Source organism: Actinotalea lenta (genome assembly GCF_030586465.1).
Classification (GTDB): Bacteria; Actinomycetota; Actinomycetes; order Actinomycetales; family Cellulomonadaceae; genus Actinotalea; species Actinotalea lenta.
The window spans coordinates 1,526,219-1,545,294 of the sequence record NZ_JAUQYP010000001.1; the positions used below are offsets into that span (position 1 = coordinate 1,526,219).

The window sequence follows — 19,076 nt, forward strand, 5'->3', positions numbered from 1 at the left end:
CGGGACACCCGAGGAGATCATGAGCACCCTGGCCGACTTCCGCCGCTTCACCGCGGTCGACAGTGTCCGTCCCGCGGTCCGTGGCCTGCGCGCCCGGGTGGGAGGTGAGCACCTCGAGATCGACGCCGTCCGCGATGACGTCGTGCGCATCCGGCTCAGCCGCGGGGGCACGTTCGACGAGCCGCCGACGTACGCCGTGGTCGCCGAGCCGCTGGACGTGGAGGTCCGCACCGAGGTGGGCGACGACGGCGCAGTGCTGGCGACCGGCCGGCTGGTCGTGCGGCTCGAGCTCGACCCGTTCACGCTGACGGTCGACCGCACCGACGGGACGCGTGTGCTGCGCACGCACCTCGCCGACGACGGCACCCCGTGGACCTACGCCACGCTGAACGACGCCTGGGTGTCCCGGCGCGACCTCGGAGCGGGGCAGGTGTACGGGCTGGGGGAGCGGACGGGGCCCGGCGACCGGCGCGGCCGGGAGCTGGTGGGCTGGAACGTCGACGTCCTCGACCCGCACCGCACGGCGGAGTTCACCGCCCGCTGGCCGGCGGGCGACCCGCGCGGAGACCGGATGTCGACCTCCTTCGACCCGTACTACCTGCACGTGCCGTTCTGGTACCACCGGGACGAGACCGGAGCGGCGGCCGGCTTCTTCCTGGACAACGCGTACCGCGCCCGGTTCGACCTCACCGGGGCGGAGGCCGATCTGGAGATCGCCGTGGACGGCGGTCAGTGGTGCGAGTACGTCATCGCCGGACCGGCGATGCCCGACGTGCTGGAGGCCTACACCTGGCTCACCGGGCGCGCACCCCTGCCTCCGTTGTGGGCGCTGGGCCACCACCAGTGCCGGTGGCACGACTACACGCAGGACGAGGTCGTCGAGCTGGCGGACCGGATGCGCCACGAGGGCGTGCCCTGCGACGTGTACTGGCTCGACATCGAGCACATGCGCGGGTACCGGGTCTTCACCTGGGACCCCGAGAAGTTCCCCGACCCGGCCGCCCTGGTCGACGCCCTCGCCGACCGCGGAGCCAGGCTGGTCACCATCGTGGACCCCGGGGTCAAGGTGGACCCCGGCTGGAACCTGTACGACGACGCCGTCGCGCGCGACCTGCTGTGCCGCACCGAGGGCGGGGACCTGTTCGTGGGCCACGTGTGGCCGGGCGACACGACGTTCCCGGACTTCGCGGCGCCTGAGGTGCGCCAGTGGTGGAGCGGTCTCAATGCGGCGCACGTCGCGTCGGGGCTGGCGGGCGTCTGGAACGACATGAACGAACCCGCGACAGGTGCGATCCCCCCGGACCGGATGCGGTTCGACCACACGCGCGCCCCGCACGAGCGGTTCCACAACCAGTACGCGCTGCTCATGGCGATGGGCACGACGACCGGCCTGCGGGCCGCGCGGCCCGACCTTCGCACCTTCGTGCTGAGCCGGGCCGGGTTCGCCGGCATCCAGCGCTACAGCGCCACCTGGACCGGGGACAACCTGGCGACGTGGGAGTTCCTCGCCCAGTCGATCCCGATGTCGACCGGGCTCGGCCTGTCCGGTCAGCCGTTCGTCGGCTCGGACATCGGCGGGTTCGCGGGGGACACCACCGCCGAGCTGCTGACCCGGTGGATGCAGTACGGGATGCTCACGCCGTTCGCCCGCAACCACTCGATGATCGACCAGGTCGACCAGTACCCGTGGTCCTTCGGCCCCGAGGTGCTCGACCGGGTGCGCGAGGCGGTGCGGCTGCGCTACCGGCTGCTGCCCTACCTGTACGCGGCGTTCGTGGAGGCGTCGGCGACCGGGATGCCGGTGCAGCGGCCGCTGGTCCTGGCGGACCAGTCCGACCCGGAGCTCGCGCACGTCGACGACGCCTACCTGCTGGGTCCGCACCTGCTGGTGGCGCCGGCGCTCGCCCCAGGGGTGACCGAGCGGCCGGTCCGGCTGCCGGCCGGCAGGTGGCTCGACTGGCACGTCGACGCCTGGTACGAGGGCGGCCGGGAGGTCGAGGTACCCGCGCCGCCGGACCATGCCCCGCTGCTCGTCCGAGCGGGTGCGGTGATCCCGATGTGGACCACGGCTCCGCCGTCGACCTCGGGCCACCACCCCGACGTGGTGGACCTGCACCTCGTGGTCCCGCCCGACGGCGCCGGCCCGGTGGTCTCGATGCTGCAGGAGGACGACGGTCTGACCACGGCAGCCGACGCCGGCGCGCTGTGGCGCACCACGCTCACCGTGGACCGCGAGGGGCCCGTGGTGCGGGTCGGCGCCGCGGTGGATGGCGACGGCTACCCGGAGCACCGGCGCACCGCGTTCCGGCTCGTCGTGCACGGCGCCGAGGTGGCCGGCGTGACCCTCGACGGCACGGTCGCCGCCGCGGATGCGACGGGCTGGCTGCTCCCCGTCGGCACCGCACCGTTCGAGGCCGAGGTCACCCTCGCCTGAGCCGTGGCTTGCCCCGCCCCGGGACAGGCGACTGCGTCTCGCCCCCGCGTTCGTCGAGATCGGGTGTCCGCGCCGAGATCGGGTGCAGATCTCGCGGCGGACACCCGACCTCGGTGCCGGTCGTGGCGCCGGTGGTGGGGTGCCGGGCAGCGCCGAGGTCAGTCCTCGACGGTCAGCGGCTTGGCGATGTCCTCGAGCTGCTGGCCCTCGGCCTTGACCCCGAGGAAGATCTCGGCGATGCCACCGAGCGCCATCACGCCGGCTCCGATCCAGAACGCCACCGCGACCATGCTGCGCTCACCGCTGGAGATCAGGTCGCCGAACAGGGTCGGTCCGACGATCCCCCCGGTCGCCGTGCCGACCGCGTAGAAGAACGCGATCGCGAGCGCACGGGTCTCCATCGGGAAGATCTCCGACGCGGTCAGGTACGCGGCGCTCGCCCCCGCGGACGCGAGGAAGAACGTGCCCATGACCAGCAGGATGAAGGTCCACCGGTTCAGTGCGCCGCCCGTGAACAGCAGCGTCAGGGCGACCCCGACCGCGGCAGAGCCGAGGTACGTCCCGGCGATCATCGTCTTGCGGCCGACGGTGTCGAACAGCTTGCCGAGCGTGACCGGCCCCAGGAAGTTGGCGACGGCGAACATGATGATGAAGATCGGCACGGTGCCGGACGGCACGTCGTAGAAGTCCGACATCAGTGTGCCGAGGTTGAAGGTGAAGCCGTTGTACATGAAGGCCTGGCCGATGAAGAGCGCGATGACCAGGATCGATCGCTTCGGGTAGATCTTGTAGGCCACCTTGGCGATCTCCCGGAACGGGATCGTCTTGCGTTGGCGGACCTTGAGCTCCTTGTCCACCGGATCGAGCTCACCGTGCTCGTCGGCGACCCCCTCCTCGATGCTGTCGACGATCTCGTCGGCACGGTCCTGCTGCCCGTGGATGAACAGCCAGCGCGGGCTCTCCGGCACATGGCGGCGCACCACCAGGACGGAGACGGCGAGCAGCACGCCGAGCGCGAAGCCCAGCCGCCAGCCGAGGTTCTGCGGGAACCAGACCGTGTTGAGCAGCGCGAGCGACGCGGCCGAGCCGGCCGCGGACCCGATCCAGTACGCGCCGTTGACCACGAGGTCCACCCGGCCGCGGTACCGCGCCGGGATGAGCTCGTCGATCGCCGAGTTCACCGCTGCGTACTCACCACCGATGCCGGCACCGGTGAGGAACCGGAACAGGAAGAAGTACCAGGGTGCGAAGGCGAAGGCCGTGGCGGCCGTGGCGACGAGGTACAGCGCCAGGGTCCACACGAACAGCTTCTTGCGGCCGAACCGATCGGTCAGCTGGCCGAAGAACAGCGCACCGATGCAGGCCCCGATGACGTAGATGCCGCCCGCGAGACCGATCTGCGCGGCGTCGATGGTGATCCCGCTGCCGCTCTCGGTCATCCGCGACGAGACGGTCCCGACGATCGTGACCTCGAGCCCGTCGAGGATCCAGGCCGTGCCCAGCCCGAGGATGATCAGCCAGTGGAACCTGCTCCACGGGAGCCTGTCCAGGCGGCCCGGGATCTTGGTGGTGATGGTGCCGGTTGCGACGTCCGACATGGGAGGCCCCCTTTCCCGCGTCCCTCCCTCAGAACGCCCTTTCGACGGTAAGCCGCTCATGCCGGCTCGCAACCCGGACTGTGACCTGCCTCATGGCGGCGCGCCCCGTGTGAGCGCGCACACGCACGACCGGGCCCGAGCAGGGGTCCGGACCGATCCCGTCCCTTCGCCCCCGTTGCCGACGCGCGTGGCCCGGGGCTCGTCGGCCGTGCTCAGCGCCTGTCCTCCTCGGTGATCGTCGGCCAGGCCTTCTCGATCTCGGCATTCAGCTCCGCGCCCAGCAGCACGGCGATCGCCGTGACGTACACCCACAGCAGCAGCACGAGCGGGGCCGCCAGCCCGGCGTAGGTGTCGCCCTGGGCGAACGTGGCGAACGTGGAGGTGTAGACCCGCAGGCCCAGTCCGGCGAGAAGCCACAGCCCGAGGGCCAGGACCGCCCCGGGCAGGTCGCGGTGCCAGGGCGTGTGCCACCCGGGCGCCACGTGGTAGAGCCACGTGAGCGCGACCAGGACGACCGCCACCACCCCGGTCCAGAACAGCACCGGCCAGAACCGGGACAGCCCGGGGTCCAGGTGCAGGGCCGTGACCACGTCTGCCGTCAGCCGGGGGCCGATCACCAGGAGGGGAAGGCCGGCCACGGCGGTGACGACGCCGACCAGCGTGACCGTCAGGGCCACGAGCCGGCGCTTCCAGATCGGGCGTCGATCGGTCTGGTCGTAGGCGATCACCACGGTGCGCAGCAGCACGTTGGCGGACCGCGACGCGGACCACAGGGTCAGCAGGATCCCGAGGGAGAGCACGTCGCTGCGCCCCTGGCGCAGCAGGTGGTGGATCGGCGTGGCGAGCACCTGGTCGACCGTCGACTGGGACAGGAAGGTGGTCAGGCCGTCGAGGATGCGGTGCTCCAGGTCAGCGAGCTGGCCCGGGTCCAGCCCGTCGAGCACGAACCCGACCGATCCCAGGATCGCCAGCAGCAGGGGCGGCAGCGAGAGCACGGCGAAGAAGGCCATCTCCGCGGCGAGCCCGGGCACGCGGTCGTCCATCGTGTCGGTCGCGGTGCTCACCGTCAGCCGCCACAGCTGGGCGCGCCGGTCCTCGCGGTGCTCGGCGGGCAGCACGGCCTGGACCACCCGGTCGCGCGTGAGCTTCATGCCCGCAAGCATCCCGGGTCGACGCGGGGTGACGCACGCTCACGGCCGGGTTGGCACGATGGGGCCGTGGGAACACCGACGGTGCTGGCCGACGCCCGGGCTGCGGCCTGGGTGCTACGCCGTGTCCGTCGCACGCAGGGGCGCGCGACGACGGTCGACCAGGTGGTGCCCGACGGGTTCGCCCGGTACGCCGTCCTGCCCGGTGAGGCGGAGGGCACCCTCACTCCCGAGGAGCTCGCCGTGCTGTGCGATGCGCTCGCCGGTCACACCGCGACCCCGGGCGACTGCGTCCTCGCGCTGCCGACGACGTGGCCCGCGGGCGCCGAGGCGGCCCCGGCCGGCGGGGAGCTGTTCCTCGCCGGCCGGTCCGTGGTGCTCGTGGCGGCCGCGCTCGACGACGTCGTGTCCCTCTCGTACGACGACCGGCCGGGCCGGTGGTGGGCGCAGTCGCCGGTCGTGCTGTGGCCTCAGGACCGGGCGTGGTGCGTCGCCACGCCGCCGCGGCAGCGCGTGACGGTGGTCGGCGGCAGCGTCGCGCTCGTCGAGGACCTGGTCGCCAGCTCGGGGCTGGACGCGCGGCCCGCCGGCCCCGGTGACCGGCTGGTCGGCTGAGCCGGGGGGTCGGCCGACCGGGTCAGCCGGCTCACACCTGGACCTCGCGCAGGGAGCCGTCGGCGACGTCGAACACGAACCCGCGCACCGTGTCGCGGTGCGGGACGGCGGCCTCGGCACGGAGCCGTGCTGCGGACTGCCGCAGGTCGGCGTCCAGGTCGCCGAACGCCTCCGCGGCCCACAGCGGCTTGACCCCCGTGTCGGTCTGGATCGACGCGCGCAGCTCGTCGTCGGAGAACGTGAGCATCCCGCAGTCGGTGTGGTGCACGAGCACGATCTCCGTCGTGCCCAGCAGCCGCTGGCTGATGGCCAGGGATCGCAGCACGTCGGCCGTCACGACGCCGCCCGCGTTGCGGATCACGTGCGCCTCGCCCTCGGACAGGCCGAGCAGCCGGTACACGTCCAGCCGCGCGTCCATGCAGGCCACCACGGCGACGCGTCGGGAGGGCGGCAGCGGGAGCGGACCGCTGGTGAAGCCTGCGGTGTAGTCGGCTGCGGCGGTGACGAGCTCGTCGGTCACGGACATGCGGGATCCTCTCGGTCGGACGGTGGCCGCCTCAGTCGGTCAGGCGTACCTCGGTGCGGGCGCTCGCCCCGGGCACGAGGTCCAGGGCGAGGGAGTGCAGGGTGTCGGCCACCTCGAGCAGCTCGCGGGGGCTGGCCTCGGGCAGCTCGAGCACCACGCTCACCCCCCGGCGAGGGGCGGAGGCGTCTGGGTCGACGGCGCGCGGCCGGGGCAGGTCGGCGGGACGTGCACGGGACATGGCAGGCTCTCGGGTGCTGGGGCCGCGTGGCGGCGTGGGTCGATGGCTGGGGCCGGTCAGGACCGGCGGCAGCACATTCGACAGACCCGGGCTCCGGGCGCGCGGGAGCCCTGGACGGGGCTCATGACCGGCGCTCGCATGGTCACGGACTTTGACACGGCGATGGCCGGCCGCCAAGCCGGGGCCCACATCGTGGATGGCGAGCCCCGGCGCGGCGCTCAGCTCCGCGGCCCCGCGAGGGTGAAGCGCTGGACGAGCTCGTCCAGCCGCGAGGCGAGCTCGGCGAGCTCGTGAGAGGCGCGGTCGGTGCTGTGCGCATCGGCGCGCGCCGCCTGCGCCGCCTCGGCGACCGCCGCCACCGCCCTCGAGATCTCCTCGGTGCCTCCGGCGGCCTCGGTCACCGATCGGCCGATCTCGGCCGTCGTCGCCGACTGCTCCTCGACAGCGGAGGCGATCGCTGCCTGGAGATCGTTCACCTGCTCCACGACCGTGGCGATCTCGGCGATGGCCTCGACCGCCGCGCTCGAGCCCGACCGCACGGCTTCGACCTTCGCCGAGATCTCCTCGGTGAAGCGGGCCGTCTGCTGGGCCAGCTCCTTGACCTCGCCGGCCACGACCGCGAAGCCGCGGCCGGCGTCGCCCGCCCGCGCGGACTCGATCGTGGCGTTGAGCGCGAGGAGGTTCGTCTGCTCGGCGATCGCCGTCACGGTGCGCAGCGCGTCGCCGATCTCGGCCGTGGCGGTGCTGAGCTCGGCGACCGTCGCTCTGGTGCGTTCGGCGGACACCCGTGCCTGCTGGGCGACCTCCGCGGCCGTCGAGGCGGACGACGCGATCTCGGCGATCGACGCCCCCATCTCGGTGGTGGCGGAGGCGACCACCGACACGTGCGTGGACACCTCACCGGAGGTGGTGGCGGCGGTCTGCGCGCCCCGGGTCGTCTCGTCAGCGCGCCCGGAGAGGTCCTCGACGATCTCGGTCATCCCCGCGGACGAGGTGGCCAAGGTCGCGGAGGCGTCCCGGATGGACTGCACGGTCCCGCTGATCCCTTCCAGGGTTGCGTTGAGCGACTCGGCCATCTGGACGACCTCGCGGGAGCCCTGGAGCTGGGCGCGTTCGGTGAGGTCGCCATCCGCGACGCGGGCGAGCAGGGCCGCCAGCCGGCGGACGGGGACGGTCACCGACCCCCCGATGCTCCGGGCCACGAGCGCGGCCAGCAGCAGCCCCACGAGGAGGACTCCCGCGCCGGCCAGGAGCCCCGTGGTGCGTGCCGCGGAGGAGATGGCCGCCAGGTTGGTGATGTCGATCCCCAGGACCAGGACCCCGGCCGGAGCTCCGGAGTAGTCCTGCAGGACGGTGCCGGTCAGGACCGTCGGGGTTCCTCCCAGCGTGGTGCGCCGGCGCAGGTCCGTCCCTGACATCACCGCAGCGGCCTCGGTGTCGGGGAGGGTGAGGGTGGTCCCGAACGTGCTCCCCGCGACCGTGAAGGTCCCGTCGCCGGCCGGCAGGAGCAGCGCGGCGTCCACACCGAAGGCGTCGTGGAACCGAGCGAGGAACGACTGGTCGACCGAGAGGCCGAACTCCACGGTGCCGACGTGGGCCCCGTCGGGGCCGTCGACGGGAACCACCGCGCGCAGGCCGAGGCCGGCGACGCCCGACTCGACGCCGGAGACCATGGTCTGCTGGGCGTTCGCGGCGACCACGGTGGCACGGAACGAGGAGAGGTCGTCCCCGTACTTCTCCGGCTTGTGCACCCGCAGGAAGGACGTGGCCGGCGGGGTGTGGAACTGCAGCTGCTGGATGCCGTACCGGGCCTTGAGGACCGTGAAGGACGGCTGGGTGAGGGCCAGCAGCCCTCCGCGGTCCCCGGCGGCGAACGCCGCGCGGATCTGCGGGTCGTTCGCCAGCTCCACGGCGAGCGACTCCGCGCGGACGGTCTGTGCGTCGACGGCCTGCGCGAACCCGGCCTGGGCGTCCCCCACCGCAGTGTCCACCGCGGCCGAGGTGAGGTTGTCGGCGACCCGGAGCGTCGTGAACACTCCGGCCCCTGCCGAGGCGACCACGAGAGTCGTCGTGACGATCATCAGCTTTCCGGCCAGCGGCAGCCGGTTCCACAGGCGCATGGGAGCCTCCTCGGGGGGTTGCCCGACCGTCGGTGGGAGCCGGATGATCATGACGGGACCCGCGCGGTCTTCACTCGAACGGGCTCCGGGATTCACTCGAACGGTCGGGCGGCGGGTGCCGGGCGATACCGTCCCACCATGACCCCCACCCCTCGGACCCTCACCCCTCGCCAGGTGGCCGACCGCTGGGTCGAGACGCTGGCCGACCTCGACCCGGCCGTGGGCACCGCCCTCGGCATCCGCCCGGCGGACACCCGGATGCCCGACCTCGGCCCCGACGCCATGGGGGAGCGCGCAGCCGCGGCCCGCGCGGCGCTCGCGGAGCTGGATGCCGCGGTGGCGGTCGACGACGACGACCGCCGGTGCGCGATCCTCCTGCGCGAGCGGCTGGGTGCGTCGCTCGACCTGCACGACGCGGGCGAGGACCTCGTGGCGCTGCGACCCATCGGCTCCCCGGTGCACCAGCTGCAGAGCATCTTCCTGCTGATGCCCACCGCGACCCCGCAGGACTGGGACGTCGTCGTGCAGCGGATGGCGCAGGTCCCGCACGCGGCACAGACGTTCCGGGCGACGCTCGAGCACGGCCTGGCGACCGGCCACCGCAGCGCGGCACGTCAGGCGGAGACGGTCGCGGGCCAGCTCGAGGCGTGGGCGAACCAGGACTGGTTCGCCGGTTTCGTGGCGCCCGCGCCCGATGCGGCCCGCGCGGCCGGCGCGGCCGGGGCCGCGACCGGGGCCGTGGTGGACCTCGCTCGGTGGCTGCGGGACACCTACCTGCCCGCGGTCGCCGACGTCCCTGACGGCGTGGGACACGACCGGTACCTGCTGTCCGCCCGCCAGTTCCTGGGGACCACGATGGACCCCGACGAGGCCTACGCCTACGGCTGGGACGAGCTCGACCGGATCTCCGCCGAGATGGCGCTCGAGGCCGACCGCGTGCTCCCGGGCGGGAGCGTCGCGGAGGCCTTCGAGCACCTCGACCGTGCGGGGCCCGCGGTCGAGGGGGTCGAGGAGGTGCGTGCCTGGCTGCAGGACATGATGGAGCGCGCCATCGAGGACCTGGACGGCACGGTGGTGGACATCGACCCGCGGGTCCGCCAGGTCGAGGCGCGGATCGCCCCGCCCGGCGCGGCGGCGGCGCCGTACTACACGCGACCGTCCCTGGACTTCTCCCGCCCGGGACGCACCTGGCTGCCCACGCTGGGCCGCACCCGGTTCCCGCTGCACGACCTGGTCAGCACCTGGTACCACGAGGGCGTCCCCGGCCATCACCTCCAGCTGGGCACCTGGGCGGCGCGCGCCGGTGAGCTCTCCCGGTTCCAGGTGAGCCTCGGCTCGGTGTCGGCGACCACCGAGGGCTGGGCGCTGTACGCCGAGCGCCTCGCCGACGAGCTGGGCTACCTCCGGGCGCCCGGTGTCCGGCTGGGCTACCTGGACAGCCAGCGGATGCGGGCGGTGCGCGTGGTCATCGACCTCGGCATGCACCTGGGGCTGAGGGTCCCGCAGGACCGGACCTTCCACCCGGGGGAGCGCTGGACGGCGGACCTCGGCCGGGAGTTCATGGCCGCCCGTAGCGGGTCGCCCGCGGCGTTCGTGGCCAGCGAGGTGGTGCGCTACCTGGGCTGGCCGGGTCAGGCCATCAGCTACAAGCTCGGCGAGCGCGCCTGGTTGGCCGGTCGCGCGGCAGCCGCCGCCCGCGCGGCGGCTGCCGGGGACGAGCTGGACCTGCGTGCCTGGCACACCGCCGCCCTCGGGCTCGGGTCGCTCGGGCTGGCGGATCTCGAGCGCGAGCTCTCAACCTGCTGAAGACCACGCACGACCCGGGTAGCGTCGGCCCATGACGGTCAGCGGACCGACACTCGTGGACCCGGACGGTGCGCCGCGCCTCGTGCGGCGACTCGAGCCGTGGACCCTGCTGGCCCTCGCGGTGCATGCCGTGGCGGTGGAGGCCGTGTCGTCATGGTCGGTCGAGGCCGTCGCCGCGATCGCGGTGCTCGGTGTGCTCGGCGGCCTCGGGCTGGCGGGCTGGCAGTCGCGTTCCGCCGTGCTGATCCGGTTCGTCTCGGTCCTGACCCTGACGTTCCTGCTCATGGCGCACGAGGGACCGGGGGCGGGGTACTTCCTGCTGTGGTCGTTCGTGATCGCCGCCGTGTACCCCCTCGTCCTGGCGGGCCGGGTGGGGGTGCTCGCGGTGGTGGCCGTGCCGGTCGCGTACCTGGGCCTCGTGCCGCTGGGCGCCGCCGACGGGCCGTGGCAGGTCTCCACGGTGCGTGCGGTGGCGCTGCTGCTGATCGGGCTGGTGGTGCACGCAGCGACCGATGGGTTCCGGGCCGCCGCCGCGCAGCGTGCCGAGGCGATGGCGGTGCTGGACGCCTTCGCCGACACCATGCCGGTGGGCATGACCCTGCTCGACCTCGGCCTGCGGTTCCGCCGGGTGAACCCGGTCTTCGCGCAGCTGTGCGACGTCTCGTCGGACGCGCTCCTGGACCGCCCGGCCGAGGACCTGGCTCCGAGCGTCCCGGGGCTGGTCCACCACCTCGAGCGGGTCCGCGACGGCCACCAGGCTCCACCGCTCGAGGTGCACAGTGCGGGTCGCTGGTGGACCCTGCAGATCTTCCCGGTGACGGGGCCGGCCGGCCGGATCGGGGTCGGCGTCGCGGCGATCGACATCACGGCGCAACGGGAGTCGGCCCGCGCGCTCGCGCACTCGGCCACGCACGACTCGCTCACCGGGCTTCCCAACCGTGCGTTGTTCGGGGACCGGCTGGGAATGGAGGTCGCTCGGGCCGCGCGCCGGGGCGAGCCGATCGCGGTCCTGTTCTGCGACCTGGACCGCTTCAAGGATCTCAACGACTCGCTCGGCCACGCCGCCGGGGACGAGCTGCTGCGGGTGGCGGGGGAGCGCCTCGCCGCCGCGGTGCGGACCGGGGACACCGTGGCCAGGCTCGGCGGCGACGAGTTCGCGGTGCTGTGCACCGAGGTGGCCGACACCGCCGCCGCCGTGGCCGTCGGCGAGCGGATTCGCGAGCTCCTGCGCGAGCCCATGCGGATCGGCAGCCGGGACGTCACCGCCACCATGTCGATCGGGCTGACCGCCGGGATACCCCACGTCGGCGCGGCGCAGCAGCTGCTCGCGGACGCCGACGTGGCGATGTACGCGGCGAAGGACGCCGGGCGCGACCGGGTGGTGGTCTTCGACGCGGAGCACCGCACCGGCGCCCGTCAGCGGTTCGAGGTGCACGCCGCCCTGCGGGGGGCCGTCGAGCGCGGCGAGATCTCCGTGGCCTACCAGCCGATCGTCGACCTCGGGACGCATCGCGTGACAGGGCTCGAGGCGCTCGCGCGGTGGAACCGCGGTGGGGCCCCCGTCTCCCCGTCGGTGTTCATCCCGATGGCCGAGGACCTCGGCCTGATCGAGCACCTCGGCAACCAGGTGGCCCGGCGCGCCACCGAGGACGTGCAGCGCTGGCGCGCCGAGCTGTACCCCGATCTCGTCGTGTCGGTGAACCTGTCGGTCCGCCAGCTGGCCGTGCCGGGCTCCGTGCGCGCCCTCGCCCGGCTCCTGGACGAGTCGGGCCTGGCCCCGACGGCGCTGCGCGTGGAGGTGACCGAGAGCGCCCTGATGGCTGATGTGGCCGCGGGGGTCGAGCGTCTCGACCAGCTGCGTGAGCTGGGCGTGCGCATCGCGCTGGACGACTTCGGCACCGGGTACAGCTCCCTCGCCCTGCTGCGCGACCTCCCGGTGGACGTCATCAAGATCGACCGTTCGTTCGCCCAGCGGTTGCCCGACGAGACGGCGATGGTCGCCTTCATCGTGGACCTGGCGCGCACGATCGGCGCGACCACGGTGGTCGAGGGCGTCGAGACGCCCGAACAGCTCGCGGTGCTCGCCCCGCTGGGCTGTGACGCCGTCCAAGGCTTCCTCCTGGGCCGCCCGACGAGCGCCGACGCGGTGCCCGCGCTGCTGGCCGACGGCCCCGCCTGGCCCGCCTCCTGATCAGCCCGCGCACCGGGCGAGCTCTGCACCACGTCGCCAGCGCCCATCCGACCGCGATCGCCAGGACCCGCGGCAGCGCCGTCACGACGACGCGGACGACCAGAGTGAGGGCAGGCCGCGGGTGCCACCGGTCCGGGTCGTCGTCGTTCTGGGTGGGTCCCGCTGACACGCCTGAGGATCGGCGCCCCGTCCGTCGTCCCTGATCACCCGGGCGAGTGAGAAGGGCTGGGCGGTGTCCGGCCCGCCCGGCTATGGCGTGCCGCTGGTCGGCGGCGCACACTGGGAGCAGACGACGGCTCGGGAGCGGCCATGGAACGGTTGATCGTCAGCTATCACATCGGGGTCCACGACGTCGACGTGCTGGAGACGCTGGACGACGACGAGGCCTGGTACCACCTGGTGGTCGACGGCCTGGCCCGCGATCTGATGCTCTCCGCGCCCCCGGACCCGGACGAGGCGGCAGAGCTCATCCTCCTGCCGGCGCGGGGGGAGTGAGGCCGCCGCCGGCGGCGAGTGTCACATCCGGCCCGTTGCGCTCTCCGTATCCGTAAGGAGAGGGGGAGACGATGGAGCGCGATCCTGTGGTGCCGCTCGAGCTCGGTGCTGCGCCCATGGAGCCGGCGCCGAGTCATCCGGGGTGGGTCCTGACGCTCGTCGCGGTGTGCGCCGCGATGGTGCTCCTGGCCGCCGGGCTCGTGCCGCTGGCTCTGGCCGACCCGCCCCGGCAGCCCGCCCTCGTGACGCCCTCGGGTGCGGGGAGCGCCCGTGCCGACGGTTCCGGCGCGAGCAGCTGACCGGCGGCACCGACCCTCGACGTGCAAGTCGTGGGATGACGGCGCAGAGTGGGTGGTGCGGCCCTGAGACGCCGAGCTCCTGCCCTCCCCGGAGCAGCCCCGGCCACGGGCCGTGGGAAGCACACACCAGGGAGGTATGCGATGACACACACGACCGCAGAGCCGGCCGACCGCGAGGTGGCCCAGCCACTCGTGGAGAGCTGGGGCTGGACGCGAACGCTGTTCGCCGCGCGCAACCCCGTCTCCGGGGTCGTCTGGCTGGTCGTTCGGGTGCTGCTCGGCTGGCAGTGGATCGACGCGGCCGTCGGCAAGTTCGGCAACTACGGGCCGTGGAGCAGCGGGGCGGCCGTCCAGGGCTTCGCCAAGGGCGCACTGGGGAACATGACGGGTGAGCACCCCAGCGTCATCGCCGGGACGTTCGGCTGGAACAAGGCGTGGTTGACGTGGATGGCCGACAGCGGCTACCGCTTCATCGGTCCGATCATCCCGTTCGTCGAGATCACGGTGGGGACGCTGCTGATCCTCGGGCTGTTCACGGGGATCGCCGCGGCCCTGGGCCTGACCCTCAACCTCAGCTTCCTGTTCGCCGGCAGCGCCGGGGTCAACCCGGCGTTCGCCCTCACGGCCATCGCCCTCATCGCGGCCTGGCGGGTAGCGGGTCACTACGGCCTGGACCACTGGGTCCTGCCGCTGGTCGGGGTGCCGGGTGTTCGGCGCCGGGGACGCGCGGAGGCCGAGGCGGTCTGAGACCGGCGGTCGGCGGCTCAGGCGGGTCGCCGGCCCCGCCCGAGCACCACGAGCGTGCCCACCGCGATGGGCGCGTTCACGAGGCTCGGCGCGCCCACCCAGACGCTGCCGATCGCGACGGCATAGCCCCCCCACAGCACTGCGGCGAGCAGCAGCAGCACCTGGGTCTGCATGGACAGCCCGGTCAGCTGGCTGCTGTCCCGGCGAGCGCGCCAGACGGCGGCAGCCTGAGGCCACCAGACGATCAGCGAGACGATCGAGGCGACCATCCCGAGCAGGTCGACGAGCTCCATGGCCCCTCCTGGGCCGGCGCAGAAAGCGGCGCCGCGCGGCCCCGAACCCGGCGGGCCACCCGGCTCCGAGCGCATCGGAGCAGACGTAGTTTCGGCCTTCTCCGGGCTACCTTGAGACGCGCGCCCGCGTGTCGCGATGTGAGGTCGATCACACGGGTCGACGTGGCTCGGGACGGCCTCCGGGGAGCGCGGTCCCAGGGGCTCGTGACGGCCTCCGGGGAGCGCGGTCCCAGGGGCTCCCTACGACCGTGGGCGCGGGGGATGCGCGCCCGCGAGGTCGCCGGTGAGGTACCGCGTCACGGTCGGGCCGACAGCGTTCGCGAGCTGCTCGATCGACGCCTCGGCGAGCTCGGGGACGTGCAGCGCGAGGCGGCCCATCGCCAGCCCCGCCATCTGGGCGCCGACCAGCGCCGCGCGGAACGTGGCATCCTCACCGGTCGCGTAGCGCTGGACGACTCCGAGCACGCTGCGCTGCAACAGGGCGGACAGTACGTCGCCCGCGCGCTGGTGGGACATTCCGGTCCTCAGCATCCCGAGCAGCGCGGCCCGCACGGGTGGGGACTCCCAGATGGCCAGCGCTCGCCGGACGAGCTCGGTCCCCAGGTCGGGGTGGTCCTCGATGCCCGCGGTGAGGGCGGCGATGTCGACCGGCATCTGCAGGGACGCGGCCAGCAGGTCGTCCTTCGACCCGAAGTACTGGATGACCAGGGCGGGGTCGACCCCCGCCACGCGTGCGATCCGGCGGATCGTCGCGTGCTGGTACCCGACCTCGGCGAACTGGGTCCGCGCGGCTTCGAGGATCGCGGCTCGGCTCTCGCCGGGGGCGCGGCGGGGGCTCACGTCGCGCCCCGGGCGAGCACCGCCATCCGCTCCTCGATGGTCGCGGGGACGGACACGATCTGTGCGACCACCCCGGCGGCGTCCAGCGCCGCACGGAGCCGGTCCGGGTCGCCGTCGGCCACCCGGACGCTGCGCCCGGCGAGGGTGACCGCCGCTCCGGCCGACTGAAGCGCGGCGAACGCCTGGGCCCAGCGCTCGGTGCGCACCTCGACCGCTGTCGTGCCTGCCACGACGTCCGCCTCGCTGCCCTGGCCCACCAGGCGTCCGCCTGCCATGAGCAGCAGCCTGTCGCACTGCTGGGCCTCCTGCATGTAGTGCGTCGTGACCAGCACGCCCACGCCGCGCTCGGCGTGCTCGCGCACCGTGTCCCACAGCCGGGCCCTGGCCAGCGGGTCGACGCCCGAGGTCGGCTCGTCGAGCACGAGCACCTCGGGGGAGTGCAGCAGCGCGCAGACGAACGCGAGGCGACGCTGGGAGCCGAGAGCCAGCGCGCCGACCAGGGTGCGCGAGTGCGGCGCGAGGTCCTGCGGGAGGTCCGGCACGGGGACGTCGTAGGCCTGCGCGGTGAACTGCAGGTTCTCGGCGACCGTGAGGTCGTCGTACAGGCCCAGGCCCTGGGGCACGTACCCCACACGGCGGCGGTTCTGACGCGACGGTGCCCCGCCGAGCAGGCGGATCTGACCGTCCGCCGACCCGATGAGACCCAGCAGGGCCCGGATCAGCGTCGTCTTGCCCGCCCCGTTGGCGCCCAGCAGCCCCACCACCTCGCCGGGGCCGACGCGCATGGTCACGTCGTCGACCGCGAGGAGGGACCCGTACCGGTGCGAGTAGCCGTGGGCCTCGAGCAGGTCGGTCATGCGGGCACCCCCGCCCGGCGCGCGAGCGACGCGGCGATCACGACGTCCTCGAGGTCCGGGGTGACCACCTGGCCGTGCGCCCGTTCGCCCGGCGGCCACCACTCGTGGTGCTCCCGGCCGCGGCGCCAGGCGCGCTCGGGGTGCGTGGGGGAGGTTGTCACGGTCACCGTCCCGGTCACGGCGTCGAGTGCCTGGTCGGGTGGCCCGGACACCAGCACGTGCCCGTCGTCGAGTACCACGAGGGCCGCGCACCGCTCGGCCTCGTCGAGGTAGGTGGTGGACATCACGACCGCGGTCCCGCGGGCGGCGGCCTCCGACACCAGCCGCCACAGCTCGACCCTGCTCACCGGGTCCACCCCGGTGCTCGGCTCGTCGAGGACGAGGAGCTCCGGCTCGGCGAGCACGGCCAGGCAGAACCCGAGCTTGCGGCGCATGCCGCCGGACAGCTGGCGGGCAAGGCGGTCCCGCGCTCCGGTCAGGCCGGCCCGTTCGAGCAGGGTCTCGCTCCGTGCGGCGAGGGCGGGCCCCCGCAGTCCGAAGGACTTGCCGACGAAGTCGACGTTCTCACGGACCGACAGCTCGGCCCAGCTTCCGGAGCTGGCCGGCAGGTAGCCGATCCGGCTGGCCGGGGGTGCGTGCACGCTGCCCCGCTGCGCGCGGACCTCGCCGACGAGTGCGCGCAGCACCGTGGTCTTGCCTGCCCCGTCGCCGCCGACCAGCCCGACCACCTGACCGTCCGGGACGTCGACGCTCACGTCGTCGAGCGCGACCACGTCACCGAAGGTGACGGTGAGGTCCCGCACGCCCCACGCCTGCTGCGCGCTCATCGCTGGCTCGCGACGTGGTCGCCGTGGTGCGCGGGCCGCCCGGCCGCGTGCCCGCGGCCGGGCGCGAGGTCGCGCCGGAACCTCAGCACGGCGCCGGTGAAGATCAGCAGCGCCATGAGCGTCAGGGCGCCGAGCGGCAGCCAGAGCGAGTCGACGGGCGCTCCGCGCAGCATCACGCCCTGGGAGATCATCGTGAAGTAGGTCAGCGGCAGGCCGTAGGCGATCCACCGCACACCCGCCGCCATCGCGTCCAGGGGGAAGATCATCCCGGAGAGCAGGATCTGCGGGAGCATCATCATGAAGGCCGCCTGGATCGCCTGACCGGCGTTCTGCGAGATGGTGGAGATGAACACCCCGAGCCCGAGGACCACGAACAGGAAGATCGCCGCCCCGAGCGCGAAGACCGCGACGTTCCCGTTGAACGGCACCCCGAACAGCCACACCCCGAGCAGCGTCACGACGGTCATGTCGAAGGCGGCGAGCAGGAAGTACGGGGCGATCTTGCCGAGGATCACGGTGCTCGCCCGGATGGGCATCACGGCGAGCTGCTCGAGCGTGCCGGTCTGACGCTCGCGCACGAGCCCGATGCTCGTGACGATCGTGCCGATGAAGGTCAGGATCAGGCCGATGATCGCGGGGATCATCACCCAGGAGGTCTCGAGGTCCGGGTTGAACAGCACGTCGACCGAGACCTGGTCGCCCATCCGGTTCAGCACCGAGACCACTGCCTGCGCGGCGAACAGGTTCGAGCCGTCCACCAGCGCCCGGGCCTTCGCCCCGTCCGCGACGAAGGCCACGTCCACCTCGCGACGCTGCACGAGGTCGTGCGCGTCAGCCGCGGTGCGGGACGCGTCCACGGTGGTGACGTCGAAGAAGTCGGGGAGCGCCGCAGCCACCTGGTCCGCGTGCGGGCCCACGACGGCGGTGGCGACCGAGCCCACCGAGAAGTTGGCCGCGTAGCCGAAGATCACCAGCAGCAGCAGCGGCATGAAGACGATCATCGCGAGGGTGCGCCGGTCGCGGCGCAGCTCGCGGAACTCCTTGAGGACCATCGCTCGCATGGACGCGACGCTACGCCGAGGATCGCCCGTTATCAACGCGCGTTGAGAATATGACGGTTCCAGCGGGCCACAGGTGCGGCGCTCCGTCGCGCACCTCTCGCGGGCTTCGGCGCCGAGGGCCACGATGGGCCCGTGGGACGACGGCAGGACGACGGGCGGGATCCCCGCCTCGGCGTCTTCTGCACGCCCAGCGCCCGAGACCCCGGGGCCGTGGTCGACCTCGCCGTGCGCGCCGAGCGGGCGGGACTGGACCTGGTGACCTTCCAGGACCACCCGTACCAACCGGCGTTCCTGGACACCTGGACGCTGCTGTCCTGGGTCGGTGCCCGGACCTCCCGGGTGATGCTTGCCGGCAACGTGCTCAACCTCCCGCTGCGCCCCCCGGCGGTGCTGGCCCGCGCGGTCGCCTCCCTCGACCTGCTCACGGGCGGCCGGGTGGCCCTGGGACTGGGGACCGGGGCGTTCTGGGACGCCATCGCCGCGATGGGCGGCACCCGCCTGTCCGGGCCGGAGGCCGTCACGGCCCTGGAGGAGGCCCTCGCGGTGATCCGCGGGCTGTGGGACACCGAGAGCCGCGGCGTGCTGCACGCCGGGGGCGCGCACCACCGGGTCGACGGCGCCAAGCGCGGTCCCGCCCCCGCCCACCCCGTCCCGGTATGGCTGGGGGCGTACGGCCCGCGCATGCTGCGCATCACGGGACGCACGGCGGACGGGTGGCTGCCCAGCCTCGGACACCTCTCGATCGACGATCTTCCGGCGGCACAGCGCGCCGTGGACGAGGCGGCGCTCGCGGCCGGCCGGCAACCCACCGACGTGCGGCGGCTGCTCAACGTCCCGGCCGAGGCCGCCGACCCCGACACGCTCGCGCGCCTGGTCGGTGAGCTCGGGGTGGACACCGTGGTGGTGGCGACCGACGACCCCGCAGTGGTCGAGGCGCTCGGGGCGCTCGCGCCACGGCTGCGCGACCTGCGATGAGGCCAC

The 19,076-nt window shown here is 73.4% G+C and carries 18 protein-coding genes; 8 read left to right on the plus strand and 10 right to left on the minus strand.

Annotated features, from left to right (window positions below):
• Positions 1-19 precede the first annotated feature (19 nt).
• Complete coding sequence (locus Q6348_RS07170; protein ID WP_304600614.1) at positions 20-2,434, plus strand: glycoside hydrolase family 31 protein; 2,415 nt, start codon at positions 20-22, stop codon at positions 2,432-2,434.
• Between the two features lie 158 nt (positions 2,435-2,592).
• Here the strand turns inward: Q6348_RS07170 and Q6348_RS07175 are convergent, their stop codons facing one another.
• Complete coding sequence (locus tag Q6348_RS07175) at positions 2,593-4,032, minus strand: MFS transporter (protein WP_304600615.1); 1,440 nt, start codon at positions 4,030-4,032, stop codon at positions 2,593-2,595.
• Positions 4,033-4,244: 212 nt separating this feature from the next.
• Complete coding sequence (locus tag Q6348_RS07180) at positions 4,245-5,183, minus strand: YihY/virulence factor BrkB family protein (RefSeq protein WP_304600616.1); 939 nt, start codon at positions 5,181-5,183, stop codon at positions 4,245-4,247.
• Positions 5,184-5,249: 66 nt separating this feature from the next.
• On the opposite strand from Q6348_RS07180, the gene Q6348_RS07185 reads away from it, so the two are divergent.
• Positions 5,250-5,795 (plus strand): hypothetical protein, encoded by a 546-nt coding sequence (locus Q6348_RS07185; RefSeq protein ID WP_304600617.1) that lies wholly within the window; start codon positions 5,250-5,252, stop codon positions 5,793-5,795.
• Between the two features lie 31 nt (positions 5,796-5,826).
• Here the strand turns inward: Q6348_RS07185 and Q6348_RS07190 are convergent, their stop codons facing one another.
• The 3 genes from Q6348_RS07190 to Q6348_RS07200 form a co-directional block, all read right to left on the minus strand.
• Entirely contained in the window at positions 5,827-6,321 is a 495-nt protein-coding gene (locus Q6348_RS07190) for a beta-class carbonic anhydrase (RefSeq protein WP_304600618.1), read from the minus strand.
• A gap of 31 nt (positions 6,322-6,352) precedes the next feature.
• Positions 6,353-6,559, minus strand: coding sequence for a hypothetical protein (locus Q6348_RS07195; protein WP_304600619.1), 207 nt, complete (start codon positions 6,557-6,559; stop codon positions 6,353-6,355).
• Between the two features lie 218 nt (positions 6,560-6,777).
• Entirely contained in the window at positions 6,778-8,679 is a 1,902-nt protein-coding gene (locus Q6348_RS07200) for a methyl-accepting chemotaxis protein (protein ID WP_304600620.1), read from the minus strand.
• Positions 8,680-8,817: 138 nt separating this feature from the next.
• Between Q6348_RS07200 and Q6348_RS07205 the strand changes: the two genes are divergently transcribed.
• The 5 genes from Q6348_RS07205 (at position 8,818) to Q6348_RS07225 (ending at position 14,217) form a co-directional block, all read left to right on the plus strand.
• Complete coding sequence (locus Q6348_RS07205) at positions 8,818-10,485, plus strand: DUF885 domain-containing protein (protein WP_304600621.1); 1,668 nt, start codon at positions 8,818-8,820, stop codon at positions 10,483-10,485.
• Positions 10,486-10,516: 31 nt separating this feature from the next.
• A complete protein-coding gene (locus Q6348_RS07210; RefSeq protein WP_304600622.1) occupies positions 10,517-12,676 on the plus strand; it encodes a putative bifunctional diguanylate cyclase/phosphodiesterase in 2,160 nt (719 codons plus the stop codon).
• A gap of 309 nt (positions 12,677-12,985) precedes the next feature.
• A complete protein-coding gene (locus Q6348_RS07215) occupies positions 12,986-13,171 on the plus strand; it encodes a hypothetical protein (RefSeq protein WP_304600623.1) in 186 nt (61 codons plus the stop codon).
• Positions 13,172-13,242: 71 nt separating this feature from the next.
• The gene (locus Q6348_RS07220) at positions 13,243-13,470 is read left to right on the plus strand and encodes a hypothetical protein (RefSeq protein WP_304600624.1); all 228 of its coding nucleotides are present in this window, start codon (positions 13,243-13,245) and stop codon (positions 13,468-13,470) included.
• Between the two features lie 141 nt (positions 13,471-13,611).
• Positions 13,612-14,217, plus strand: a complete 606-nt coding sequence (locus Q6348_RS07225; RefSeq protein ID WP_304600625.1) for a hypothetical protein — start codon at positions 13,612-13,614, stop codon at positions 14,215-14,217.
• Positions 14,218-14,234: 17 nt separating this feature from the next.
• Here Q6348_RS07225 and Q6348_RS07230 read toward each other — a convergent pair whose 3' ends face one another.
• From Q6348_RS07230 to Q6348_RS07250, 5 genes are all read right to left on the minus strand, one after another.
• Positions 14,235-14,510: a hypothetical protein gene (locus tag Q6348_RS07230; protein WP_304600626.1), complete on the minus strand. Its 276-nt coding sequence runs from the start codon at positions 14,508-14,510 to the stop codon at positions 14,235-14,237.
• 240 nt (positions 14,511-14,750) lie between these two features.
• Positions 14,751-15,350 carry a TetR/AcrR family transcriptional regulator gene (locus Q6348_RS07235; protein WP_304600627.1) on the minus strand — a complete coding sequence of 200 codons (600 nt, stop codon included), beginning with the start codon at positions 15,348-15,350 and terminating at the stop codon, positions 14,751-14,753.
• Positions 15,347-16,207, minus strand: a complete 861-nt coding sequence (locus Q6348_RS07240) for an ABC transporter ATP-binding protein (protein ID WP_304600628.1) — start codon at positions 16,205-16,207, stop codon at positions 15,347-15,349. Before Q6348_RS07240 ends, Q6348_RS07235 begins: the two co-directional genes overlap by 4 nt.
• Entirely contained in the window at positions 16,204-17,034 is an 831-nt protein-coding gene (locus tag Q6348_RS07245; protein ID WP_304600629.1) for an ABC transporter ATP-binding protein, read from the minus strand. Before Q6348_RS07245 ends, Q6348_RS07240 begins: the two co-directional genes overlap by 4 nt.
• Positions 17,031-18,095 (minus strand): ABC transporter permease, encoded by a 1,065-nt coding sequence (locus tag Q6348_RS07250; protein WP_304600630.1) that lies wholly within the window; start codon positions 18,093-18,095, stop codon positions 17,031-17,033. Before Q6348_RS07250 ends, Q6348_RS07245 begins: the two co-directional genes overlap by 4 nt.
• Before the next feature lie 132 nt (positions 18,096-18,227).
• Between Q6348_RS07250 and Q6348_RS07255 the strand changes: the two genes are divergently transcribed.
• Positions 18,228-19,070: an LLM class flavin-dependent oxidoreductase gene (locus tag Q6348_RS07255; protein WP_304600631.1), complete on the plus strand. Its 843-nt coding sequence runs from the start codon at positions 18,228-18,230 to the stop codon at positions 19,068-19,070.
• The last annotated feature ends 6 nt before the right edge of the window (positions 19,071-19,076 follow it).

Excerpts from the sequence above, each read along its gene's own strand:
- Q6348_RS07210 (WP_304600622.1), top strand. The coding sequence starts at position 10,517 with ATGACGGTCAGCGGACCGACACTCGTGGACCCGGACGGTGCGCCGCGC.
- Q6348_RS07175 (WP_304600615.1), bottom strand. The coding sequence starts at position 4,032 with ATGTCGGACGTCGCAACCGGCACCATCACCACCAAGATCCCGGGCCGC.
- Q6348_RS07240 (WP_304600628.1), bottom strand. The coding sequence starts at position 16,207 with ATGACCGACCTGCTCGAGGCCCACGGCTACTCGCACCGGTACGGGTCC.
- Q6348_RS07215 (WP_304600623.1), top strand. The coding sequence starts at position 12,986 with ATGGAACGGTTGATCGTCAGCTATCACATCGGGGTCCACGACGTCGAC.
- Q6348_RS07220 (WP_304600624.1), top strand. The coding sequence starts at position 13,243 with ATGGAGCGCGATCCTGTGGTGCCGCTCGAGCTCGGTGCTGCGCCCATG.
- Q6348_RS07200 (WP_304600620.1), bottom strand. The coding sequence starts at position 8,679 with ATGCGCCTGTGGAACCGGCTGCCGCTGGCCGGAAAGCTGATGATCGTC.
- Q6348_RS07195 (WP_304600619.1), bottom strand. The coding sequence starts at position 6,559 with ATGTCCCGTGCACGTCCCGCCGACCTGCCCCGGCCGCGCGCCGTCGAC.
- Q6348_RS07250 (WP_304600630.1), bottom strand. The coding sequence starts at position 18,095 with ATGCGAGCGATGGTCCTCAAGGAGTTCCGCGAGCTGCGCCGCGACCGG.
- Q6348_RS07225 (WP_304600625.1), top strand. The coding sequence starts at position 13,612 with ATGACACACACGACCGCAGAGCCGGCCGACCGCGAGGTGGCCCAGCCA.
- Q6348_RS07245 (WP_304600629.1), bottom strand. The coding sequence starts at position 17,034 with ATGAGCGCGCAGCAGGCGTGGGGCGTGCGGGACCTCACCGTCACCTTC.
- Q6348_RS07190 (WP_304600618.1), bottom strand. The coding sequence starts at position 6,321 with ATGTCCGTGACCGACGAGCTCGTCACCGCCGCAGCCGACTACACCGCA.
- Q6348_RS07180 (WP_304600616.1), bottom strand. The coding sequence starts at position 5,183 with ATGAAGCTCACGCGCGACCGGGTGGTCCAGGCCGTGCTGCCCGCCGAG.
- Q6348_RS07230 (WP_304600626.1), bottom strand. The coding sequence starts at position 14,510 with ATGGAGCTCGTCGACCTGCTCGGGATGGTCGCCTCGATCGTCTCGCTG.
- Q6348_RS07170 (WP_304600614.1), top strand. The coding sequence starts at position 20 with ATGAGCACCCTGGCCGACTTCCGCCGCTTCACCGCGGTCGACAGTGTC.
- Q6348_RS07205 (WP_304600621.1), top strand. The coding sequence starts at position 8,818 with ATGACCCCCACCCCTCGGACCCTCACCCCTCGCCAGGTGGCCGACCGC.